This is a genomic window from Xenorhabdus sp. NBAII XenSa04, from assembly GCF_963866145.1.
Classification (GTDB): domain Bacteria; phylum Pseudomonadota; class Gammaproteobacteria; order Enterobacterales; family Enterobacteriaceae; genus Xenorhabdus; species Xenorhabdus indica.
Window position 1 is genome coordinate 1 of record NZ_CAWMEB010000421.1, and the last position, 11,886, is coordinate 11,886.

Below are 11,886 nucleotides of genomic sequence, written 5' to 3' on the forward strand. Positions count from 1 at the left end.
GAATTAACCGATATGCGCAAACGCAACATATCAATATGTTGATGCAATACATTCCACACTTTTTGCAAAAGGGCTATATCAATCTGTTTTTCTATAAAAGTATACCAACCGAGATTGTGTATTGGACTATTTTCATAAAGTGCCTGTTCGTAAAACACATCCTCCTGAGAAGGATGAAGGCTATATACATTCGAATTCAACGCACTTTCAGGTATTCTCATAATAAATTATACGAATGCATTCCGTTCGCAAGTCACTTTCACTCTATGACACAAACGAGTAGATTGCAGCTCTATACCCAACCTAAATCAATTCATGCTTTGGTATTCATGTAATCCACTATTCGAAACCTAACGCTTTTTCACCTGTTCCGGCCTATATTATTACTTAATCTAGTAAGTCTCGTTATTATCTATCGTTGCATCACTACAGAGATTCTCGCAATCTTTCAGCATTCTCCTTTATACAAAAATAGTTGATATTTACCAGTGTTAATGGTTAATGTTCTCCATTACTGATATGAGTTACTTTATATTTCAGTTACTCTGAATAACTATTTATACCCTTCATCTCTTATTTTAATTATAACCATGATTTATTACTCACTATTAAATCAGCACAGTTATTTATCTGTATAATTTTGATTGTCATTTAGATTCAAGTCTACATTATTTTTTATTTAACACAGGGTGTTTTTTAATTATTACGGAGAGAGAAATAAAACAAATTATATAGTTCATAAATTACATACTAACATTTGATTTATTATTCAGAAGGTATAACAGTCAGGTGAATACTGAGAGAAGGTATAATTTTCAATTAAGGAATAACTAAGATATCCATTTTAAATAAGGGAATATTTAGTGAATGTTTATTTATTCTTGAGGTAAAAAAAATTAATTTTGGAGAAAAAACTTATACTCCATGGTTTTCAAGGTACGTCATAACGGCAAGGGAGCAAATCCCCGGAAGTGATCGATTACAAAGGTGCAATGCTGAATTGGTAGTTCAGTTCCAGTAACACAGCATTGTTAATCAGTTCAAAAATTGAATGTAGTGCTGACATATCCGCCTCTTTATAATCATTTATCTTAATGTATTTATTATCTTCCAGGCTGACAAATCATTAACATAATCTTATAACTATTTAGTACATTAATATGTTTAAAATAATAGACAACCATCCTAATTTCATTATATTTAAAAAATAAAATATAAAAAAAACATCAAGTTAATTAATTATATATTAATATGGGAAATTGATTTTTCAATCCCACCTGTCAATTCAACAACTATGTTAATTAATTAGGATTAACTTGTTGGCTTTCGTTAAGATAACTAAAAAAAGCCAACAAAGAAAATACAAAATATTCACCAAAATTCCAGGCAAGTTCTACAAATCTAAATATACTTTAGTTAGCCATTTAGTTTTTTATAAAACCGATATGAAGGAGATATACTATGTATTCTGTAAATGCCGCTGATAAATTCGCATCGTTAGTTCTATATGCAGCAAGTATGTATGAACAATATCCAAATGACCCGAAACCTCCCCCAGATCCACGCATAGAAAGAGATGGGTGGAAATTGACAGGTTATATTTTGGGTAACAACTTTCATTTCAAAAAAAATGCCAAAACAAATAAAAATGAATTAATGATTACCGCAACTAAAGTTATTAATGGATATATTGCTGAGAGAATAACTAACCCCGGAGAATATTTTATTGCCCTCCGAGGAACTAAAACCCTGACAGAATTTATAGAAGAGTTACATATAAATTATATATATCCTTGGTCTGATACACCGGATCAAGCTGTTTTTGATGGCTTTTATAAACTATATAAATCTCTGAAACTTATTATTCCTTACGATACGGAGATTGGTTACACCCAATTCAAACTAGCAGACGCCATCGCACAATTTATCGGGACATATGGTCAATATACGATATCAGGTCACAGTCTTGGTGCTGCAATGGCAACTTACCTTATAAGAGATATCTATGATAAAGCACCTAATGGCAGGACATGCTTATTTGCCAGTCCAAAAACAGGGAATCGAGAATTTGTTACATATATTGATCAGCATTTTAGAGATAATGTCGTTATTAATTATGTAAATGATATAGTTCCTCGTCTTCCCTATTTTCTCGGTGAACAACTACCACATGTTAAGGAGCTTATTTCGATGGACAAAGTGACAATCCATGATTCAATCATTTGCAACCATGCCTTACTCAGTTATATTGCTTTATTAAATAGATTTCAATTTTTTAATGTCCTTGATAAATATGGTACTCCAGAAGAGAATGAAACATGGAATGATTGTCTGCAAGTTATATTCGGTTAAATAAATCATCACAGATTATTATTCATAACCCGATATATGGACACCGACTTAATTCTGGTTGTCCATATATCGGGTTAATTATCACTTTGCTGAGACTCAGGTTCTAAGGTATTTGTTTCTAATCATGGGATACTGTCACGCAGTGTAGAACACTGCCAACATGAGGAGCAGATAATAAATTATCTACCGTGCCTGATGGCTGAAATACTAACTTCATCCCTTTATCCCCTTCACAAATATCCGCTCACCAATGAAATATCCCTTTGATACATCCCATCAGCAACGAATACAGAAAATAAAAATGATTATCATTATCTAATGATATTAATAATGATTATTCCTTGCAATATCATCAAATTTATTTTATTAATCGTAACCACTGGCTAACAGAATTAATGGAGTATTATCAGGAGTAACGTGGCAGGAGGCCTTCACTATTCAGCTTAGTCATAATGATGTCGTCTTAATTATCAATTTGATTTTTAAAAAATTATCTTAAAACATCTATATTGCTATATTGAGAGATGAAATCCATGGTACTGCCTATCAAGAATAAGACATTGAAAACCACAAAAGAACAAATATAAAGAACAGGAAGTGGTATTGGTTATCACATTGCCAGCCGATTTAGTCAGGCTGGAACGGAAGGGAAGAAATTGCCGATGTAATTCTTTTTCTTGCCTCAGGTTTCGCCAGTCATATTACCTTGCAGGATATTGATAACCGTAGAAACCGCCATGAAAGCAACCACCAACAGCAATACCTTTGGACATCTCACTGACCGTACAACGTACAAGCGGCTGCCAAAGCAGCCACTTATTTTTAAGTATACCTACAACTTAATACCATCCAATTAATACCAACGAAAAATCCGCATTCCTAATATAAAGGCGATAATCCCAATCACAACTAACGCCATTGAAGCGGGCACAACTTGTAATAGATCCCCACCTTCAATAAATACCTTGCGCATATTATCTGCCAGAATGGTTAACGGCAGGTATTCAACGATACTCACCATCCATTGTGGAAAGTGTTTGTAACTGAAAAAGATCCCTGATACCAAAACCTGTACCAGAATCGAAACTTCCAGCAATCCATTCGCCGTCTGGGCTTTGCGGGCACGGGATGCTACCAAAACCGCTACACCAGAGAAACAGATGTTTCCCGTGAACAACAAAAGCAAAAAGGCGTAAAACGATCCCTGTATTTCTATGCCGAAGTAAATTTCGGCAAACAGGTAAATAATCAATATTTCAACGAAGTTGATGATCAGACAAGCCAGAATGTGTGCCATCAGAAAGGTGGATTTACGCATTGGTGTGATGCACATTTGACGTGTTACCCGTGCAATGCGTTTCTCTGCCAGTGCCCAACCGACTGCGATCAGACAGGTTTCCATAATTGCCATCGCCAACAATCCCGGCACCAGGAAATCCAGATAACGTAACCCCGGTGTTTCCAATATGAAGAGGTTTTCGTCTGCCTGTTTTCCCTCCTGTTGATTGAGCAGGTAGTAAGTCAACAGTGCATTACTGTCCTGTGGATCAAGGTAGTGAACCCGCTTACCTTCTGCATTCTGTTCAATAAACATCTGGATATCACCACGTTTCAACCCCAGAACCACAGCATCGTGATCAGGATAATATTTAATGCGATATTTCACCTTCACCAATTTATCACGTTTGATTCCATCCTGATTGATAATGCCGGAGATCATGTGCTCATGTGCTGCAAGCTGCTCTCCCCATTGTTTGATCTTCTGCTGTTCTACAATTTCTGTAGGCAGGACGATACCGATATCCCTTTCCGGGATATCCTGAGATGAGAATGAAACGCCTAATAACCAAACCAGCAACAGCGGAAAACCAAATGACCAGAACAGTATTTCCGGTTCACGGAGATATTGCCGGAATTGCGTTTTCATCAGATTGATCAGTGCGCTATTCATGGAATCTTCTCCCTGCCAGAATCATGAACAAATCATCCAATGTTTTTCTCCTGACCATAAACTCATTAATATCTGCATTGACTTTTTTAGCAAACTCAAAAAGATAGGCTACAAAACTGGCAGAATCGTTAATCATCATACGAACCTTGTGTTTTTTCTCATCGTACTCATAGCTCAGTACCTGGCTGTGTTGACTCAATCCCTGTAAACGTTCAGGAGATGAGGTGCTCAGTTCAATCAGGTCGCCATTACAGTGCTTTTTCAACAATTCATCCATACTGCCCTGAGCAATGATTTCCCCTTTGTTCATGATACAAATACGGTCACATAAGTATTCAGCCTCTTCCATGTAATGGGTTGTCAGAAGCATTGTTGACTGTTTTTCCCGGTTAAGTTTGCGCAGAATATCCCAGGTATCATGGCGGAAACGTGGATCAAGCCCGGTTGTAGGCTCATCCAGTATCAGGATTTCCGGCTCATTCATAATGGCAACACCCAGTGCCAGTCGCTGACGCTGTCCCCCCGATAACCCCTCCACATAGGTTTTGTGTTTTTCCGTCAACTCAACCAACTCCATAACATCCTGTACCCGTTTACGTGAACAGCCATAGAAGCTACCGAACAGGGTCAGAACTTCTTCCACTTTCAGTTTATTGATAAACAATGTTTCCTGTAAGACACCACTGAGACGCTGACGCAGGTAATGCGCGTCATGCTGCCATGTTTTTCCCAATACCCGTACAGAGCCTGAGTCCGGTTTTTTCAGGCCTTCCAGTATTTCAACCAGTGTCGTTTTTCCCGCACCATTCGGACCAAGCAGGCCAATAAACTCCCCACGATACACATCCAGAGAAATACCTTTCAGTGCCTGATAATCTTTGAAGTGTTTTTTGACTTGGTTAAACTCAATCACTTTCTCTTCTTGATTCTGAATACCCATTCTCTGTATCTCATATGGTGATAAATTGGGAAAGGGAGGATAGTTTCGCTTTCAGTAACCCGGTAAAACGTGTGATCCCATTTTGATTGAAACAGCAGCAATTGATTTGCATGATTGGTTTCCCATCTTCAGAGAGTGTGACGTAAATATTGATGGAATCATTTTCCCATCCGGTGGATATTGATTGACTGGATAAGGTTTGTTGTTCCCGATGTTCACTTTTCCAATAGCCACTCAGATGCAATCCACCCGGTTTGTTATCAGCTACCGTAGATTTGAATGCATCCTGCAATATATTGATGTTAATCGTTGGTTGCGAAATTTCCACACTGTGTTTGTTTCGGCGGATGATGGACTGCGGCGGTCTCGGCTCCATAAACAGAAAATCAGCCAAAAAGCTTGGGTAAAGTTGAGCACGCCGGAATATTTTGCTGTAGAGCCAGCTACCTGTTCGGATTGCCAGAGAATACAGCCGGGGACTGTTGTGCCAACGCTGCTTAGCCATAACACCAACAGGCAGGCTCCACGGGCATTCTATATGATCATAAGCACACAAAATATTTTCCCTGACTTGTTCCAGCAAGGCGACGGTTGCCGCCCCCTGTTCTGTTGCTTTAGCGATGATCCTGTCCATGTTGATAGGCACCGGCATGACACGCAACATGGGTGCCATCAGCGTCTCACTTCCGGGCTGTTCCCGGCCTTCCAGCACCGAATTGAGAGAGAAACGTGACTGCCCTGTCATTTCATGGACAACCTCAGCAACCAATGTCAGAAAGGCCATCTGTAACGTTGCCTTGTGCTGTTTCGCCAGAATATTCAACAATGCGTAACTATCATCGGGAAACGGCAGGTAGAACTCGTGATCGATAAAGTTCTCCTGATTGAGGTCACGGGCGGGGAAACGCGCATAGGAATATCCCATCAAATGACGCCGCCAGAAAGCCAGATCCTGTAGCCCCTGACGCTGATGGATTTCCCGCTCATAGCGTACCCATTCATCAATCTGCATCTGATTTGCCATGCTTTTATCTGTACGTAACGGATTTTTCTTCCCCTGACACCCTTGTGCATAAAACCGCCATAGTTGTTGTTCAAACAGGTGCATGGCGCCTCCATCTGCCACAATGTGAGGAAAACATAAAAACAGCAGATGTTTTGATTCCTCCAGCCGGAAAAGCTGTGCCCGTAGATGAGGGGGGGATTTCAGGTCAAATGGTGTATTCAGGAATTGCCGGGCATTTTTGATAATGAACTGTTCCTGCTCATCGACATCATACCCTGACAGATCCTGTAGAGGTAAGTCGAACTCCCGGACATGGCAAGTCCGCTGCATCGGTGCATAGTCCAGAATTTCCGTACGCAGGGAGATATGCGACTGAATCAGGTTATTGATGGCTTGCTCCAGCAAGTTTGTTCGCAAGTCCCCTTCAATCAAAATACCTACCTGATTGTTGGCGGTATCCCCAAGTGCAGTGGAGACAAACCAGAAGCAGAGCTGAGCATACCCCAACGGGAACCAATTCCCCTTCCCTTTATTTTTTCCAGAATGATGCGCAGTCAGAGCTGTCTCACGCTTCTGAGTATAGGCGGTCATTTCCTTCCCTCCGGGTTATCTGCCAGATTTTCCGTTTTCTGCCGGCTGCGCAGATTGACCTGTTCAGCTAATTGCTCAATGGTGGAGTGTTCATAAATAAAACCTACGGGAAACGTTACTTGCAGCCGTTGTTTAATTTTTGCGATGATCTGCACAGCCATGAGCGAATGACCATTGAGTTCAAAGAAATCATCAAATACGCCTAATGGACCAATACCCATTTTTTCCTGCCAGATATCAGCAATAATCTCTTCTGTTTGATTACGGGGCGGTTGATAATCGACACTCAATACCGGGCGGGGATACAATTTCTGTTCATTTGTTTTCTGGGTAACGCTCTTCTGAGTAGAAGACTTCTGTGTGGAAGCCGCGTCACTTTGCCATGAGCTTGTCTTCACCACATTTGGATCTTGCCCTGCCGCAGTATTCTCTTCTGAGCCGTGGTCAATATCCGGCAACGGTAAGCCACGGGTAGAAATGGCGTAAACACTATCACCATGTGCCAATAGTGACTCCAGTAATTGGCAACCCTCTTCCGGCAGGATACCGTGTTTAATGCTTTCCTGTTCCTCATCATCCTGATACCACTGGCGCAAGCTATCTACCGCCATTCCGACTTCACGCCATGAATCCCAACCAATGGCAAGGTAACGGGTATGATTTTTCTTGCCTGAGTTTTCCTTGCTTAAACAGCGTTGATGGCGTGACAAGGCATAAGCATCTTCAAAGGCATTCGCGGCACAATAAGCGACTTGTCCCATTGATCCCACGGTAGAGGCCAACGATGAGCACAGGACGAAGAAGTCCAACGGTTGACGTTTAAACCAGTTATCCAATACTTGTGTTCCCACTACTTTTGATTGGAAAACCTGAAGCGAATCTTCGAGTCGGCGGTTTTGAATCAGTCCACCGTCTGCGATACCGGCACAGTGGAAAATGCCGTGGATCTGTCCATGCTGGAGTACAACATCTGTTAGTGCTTTACCAACTCTGGCCGCATCCGCTAAATCGGCTGCAATGACAGAAACAGAAGCCCCCATCTGTTGTAACTGCTGCAATAAACGGATATGACGTGACCGTTTATTGTCGGCATCATGATTTTTCAGCCAATCTGACCACGCATTTTCGGGTGGCAATTCACTGCGGCTAATGAAAATTAAATGAGGCTGATAACGGCTCGCCAGATGAGTCGCTATCGTGGCGCCAATACCACCAAATCCCCCAGTGATCAGGTAATGGCCTCCCTGTCTGAATAATGGTGGCGACGCAACCGGCAGTGTGACAGTTTCAATCAACGGGACATAACGATGTCTGCCACGGAGTGCTACGATATTGTCTTGTTCGTTCTGCTGCTCTGTATTCTGCCCTTCCGGTTGTCTAAGGATCTCCGCCAGTAATGTTGACATTATCGCGTTGGAGTGAATGGGATTGAGTAAAGGCAGTGACCATCGGGTAGCGGGCAGTGCAATGTCAATACTCTTACACTGTACCTGCTCAAATTCTTTTGGGATCACACGACAAGGGCCAATGAGCAACGCTTTGGCAGGATCATTACAATCATGTTCGGTAATAACATGCAGCCGATTAGAGAGAATGTTTATTCTTAATGGGCTGGATGGGCTGGTTCTTAAAGCATCTGTTTTTAAGACATCTGTTTCTAAGATATCGGCTTGCAGTCCATCCTTTGTTTCCATTCCATCGGTTGAGAAGCTATCGGTTAAGAAGCTATCCGATGAAACGCTATCCACCGCAAATTGCCGGGCAATATGCAGTAAGGATTCATAATTTGTGAACGCTGTTTTCAATGCAATGGAGGGCGAACGGGTTATCGACCAGGCATGAATAATGTTATTCACCCGTACTTTCTGCTGCTTAAGCAAATCTGCCAGAGCCTGATAGTCTTCACTGTGCTGCGGATTAATCGTTACCTGACGGGAAGTGGTATCGGTATGGAAATGCTTGCCCTGTATCACCCGCCAGACTTCACCCCCCAATTGTGTCAGTGCCGTCGTTAACCGCTTTCCTATCCCGGCCCGATCCATAAAAATCAGGAAAACCTGACCGTTCAAACTGACATGATCCAGCACTGGTACGGTCATCTGTTTCCAGCGAACCTGATGGCTCCACTGTTCCAGTGGTAGTCGTCCATTAGCCGGTACAGATTGGCCGGCATGAAGAGGGTTACGATATGAATCATCATCAACCAATGTATCCAGACTGTAACGCTGATGCTGGAATACGTATCCGGGCAGAGGAAGGCGATGCCGCTTCTGTTGCCGATAAAACGCGGCCCAATCTACAGATATCCCCTGCTGCCACAACTGTCCCAATATATTCAATAAATACTGCCGATCCTGAATATCTTGTTTGATCCCACGTGTACTGCTGAGCACTCGTTGATATGCCGATATCCCCGTACTCTGTATTTTTGCCAGTCCGGCCAAAGTGCTGCCCGGCCCGACTTCTAATAAGACCGGTGTTTTTGGCGATGAAGATTTTTGAGACTGAACTTTTGCAGATGCCATTTGTTGGGACAACAAGCACGCAATACCTTGACTGAATGAGACCGGCTCACGTAACTGACGAACCCAATAATCGGGAGATGTTGCTTGTTCAGCCGTGATCCATGTTCCTGTTACACAAGAGATAAATGGCAATCTGGGCGCTGATAATGATACGCCATCAAATGCCTGCCTGAACGGCTCCAGACAACCATCCATCATGGCACTGTGGAAAGCATGGGAAGTATGCAGCGCCCTGACTTCAATGCTATTTTCAGTTTCTTCCGCAAGACGGCCTTCCAGCGCTAATATGGCGTCAGTTTCACCGGATACGACACAAAGCTCAGGGGCATTATAAGCGGACAGTGTTACGCCTTCACTGAGATAGCCTTGTAATGTTTTTGCATCAAGCCCCACCGCTAACATTTTACCGGCAGGCATCTGATTCATTAATCCTGCTCGCCTGACCACAATCTTCAATGCATCCTCTAAGGTAAATACGCCAGCAAGGCAAGCTGCCACATATTCACCTATACTGTGACCAATACACGCTGTCGGGCGGAGCCCCCATTCCATCAGTAACTGGCTCAACGCATATTCAACAACGAATAAGGCAGGTTGGGTATAGCGCGTTTGATACAGCGCCGATGTTTCATCACGCTCAGCGGAGTCGAAGATCAGTGTACGGATATCTCGTCCCAATAAGGGAAGCAAGATCACCGCGCATTTATCAACCGTTGTTTTAAATTGCGGCTCCTGCTCATAGTATCCCTTCATCATGCCGGAATACTGGGCCCCCTGTCCGCTGAACATAAAGACAACTGATGAAGAAACTGTACGTACTGTATCCTGTACCGCATTTTCCTGTGCTGTCTGGGATAAATAATTGTCCAGTGCCGCAACAGCGCTTTTGTGATCATGGCATACCAGACTATGTCGGTAATCCATTTCGTGACGACCGATATGCAAGGTGTATGCGATATCAGCCAATGGCAATTGAGGCGATTTTTCCAGCCACTGACGAAATTTCAGCATATTTGCCCGTAATGCTGCCGGCGTTTTAGCTGAGAAGCAGAGTAGCTGTTGCGAATGAGCAGGACCTGATGAGGGAACACAAGGAGCTTCTTGTAAAATCATGTGGGCATTGGTTCCTCCGATACCAAAGGAGCTGACCCCTGCGCGACGAACGCTCCGACTCTGCCATTCCTCCCCTTTTATCGGAATATAAAATCTTGAGCCAGTCAGATTAATTTCCGGATTCAAGCGGGTAAAGTTGACCGCAGGTGGCAGATAACGGTGTGTCAGCATCTGTGCAACTTTCATGACTCCCGTTACACCCGCAGCGGAATCTACATGCCCCAGATTGGCCTTTACCGAAGCAACGGCACAACGTATCTGGTCGGTTAATAGCTCGTTGGTCAATTGCTCCTGAGCCAGTTGCTCCTGGATCCTGACAGCCTGCTGATCATAAGCATTAAGCAGGGCTTTCATCTCCATAGGATCACCAAGATGAGTGGCTGTGCCATGTGCTTCTATATAACTGATACTCTCTGCCGGAACATCTGCCGCCAATAATGCGCGCCGAAGTACCGCAGTCTGGCCTGCTACTGAGGGTGCGGTAAAACCGATTTTCTCCGCCCCATCATTATTTACCGCAGAACCTTTGATAATCGCATAAATATGATCACCGCTGTCCAGTGCATCCTGTAACCGTTTCAGCACCAGAACACCGACACCATCGCCACCCAATGTACCGGATGCCTCAGCATCGAAAGTACGACAATGTCCATCATGGGATAGAATGCCACTACCATCAAAATGATAGCCGCTGTGGGATGGAAAACCGATATGAACACCGCCACCTAACGCAATGTCACATTCTCCCGCCAGCAAAGACTGACAGGCATAGTGCAAAGCTACCATTGAACTTGAACAGGCAGAGCCGATGGTAAAACTCGGCCCGCGCAAATTGAGCTTATAAGATACCCTGGTCGAAAGCAGGTCGTTATTATTACCGAATAACAACATATCCGACAAAAAGCGCCGCATTACCGTGGGGTAATTCAACAAATAGTGCAGTAAATAGCTGCTGCCGGAACTGCTGGCATAGACACCGATTACTCCGGGGAATTTCTCCGGTGTATAGCCGGCATTTTCCAAAGCCAGCCATGAGGTTTCCAGAAACAGACGCTGTTGTGGATCAATAGCCTGTGCTTCCCGTGGCGAATAACCAAAAAATTCCGCATCAAAATCTTCCGGATGGTCTAATACGGAAGCATTGCGAATAAAGTCGGCTCGCGAACGAGCCTCCATTGATATTCCTTCTGCATCCAGTTCAGCATCGCTCAGTGGTCTGATGGATTCAACGCCGGCAGCAATATTCTGCCAGAATTGTTCAATATCATTAGCACCGGGAAATTGCCCGGCCATACCAATAATGGCAATTTCAAAACCATGCAACATTGGTTCCATTGATTGTGTCATCTGAGAGTGATCCACCTGAACTTTATTAACTTCGGTGTTATTCATAATCCGCTATTCCTCT

Annotated in this window: 5 protein-coding genes; 1 reads left to right on the forward strand and 4 read right to left on the reverse strand. The window is 43.1% G+C overall.

Annotated features, from left to right (window positions below):
- The first annotated feature begins 1,461 nt into the window (after positions 1–1,461).
- On the forward strand, positions 1,462–2,352 hold the full coding sequence (locus AAC147_RS17140) for a lipase family protein (RefSeq protein WP_052189351.1): 891 nt from the start codon (positions 1,462–1,464) through the stop codon (positions 2,350–2,352).
- Positions 2,353–3,205: 853 nt separating this feature from the next.
- Here AAC147_RS17140 and AAC147_RS17145 read toward each other — a convergent pair.
- Genes AAC147_RS17145 through AAC147_RS17160 form a run of 4 tightly spaced genes read right to left on the reverse strand, consistent with a single transcriptional unit; the run spans position 3,206 to position 11,870 of the window.
- A complete protein-coding gene (locus AAC147_RS17145; RefSeq protein ID WP_047678433.1) occupies positions 3,206–4,303 on the reverse strand; it encodes an ABC transporter permease in 1,098 nt (365 codons plus the stop codon).
- Positions 4,296–5,243, reverse strand: coding sequence for an ABC transporter ATP-binding protein (locus tag AAC147_RS17150; protein WP_047678436.1), 948 nt, complete (start codon positions 5,241–5,243; stop codon positions 4,296–4,298). Before AAC147_RS17150 ends, AAC147_RS17145 begins: the two co-directional genes overlap by 8 nt.
- 10 nt (positions 5,244–5,253) lie before the next feature.
- The gene (locus AAC147_RS17155; RefSeq protein ID WP_052189352.1) at positions 5,254–6,840 is read right to left on the reverse strand and encodes a condensation domain-containing protein; all 1,587 of its coding nucleotides are present in this window, start codon (positions 6,838–6,840) and stop codon (positions 5,254–5,256) included.
- Complete coding sequence (locus AAC147_RS17160) at positions 6,837–11,870, reverse strand: type I polyketide synthase (RefSeq protein WP_072032474.1); 5,034 nt, start codon at positions 11,868–11,870, stop codon at positions 6,837–6,839. Before AAC147_RS17160 ends, AAC147_RS17155 begins: the two co-directional genes overlap by 4 nt.
- Positions 11,871–11,886 lie beyond the last annotated feature (16 nt).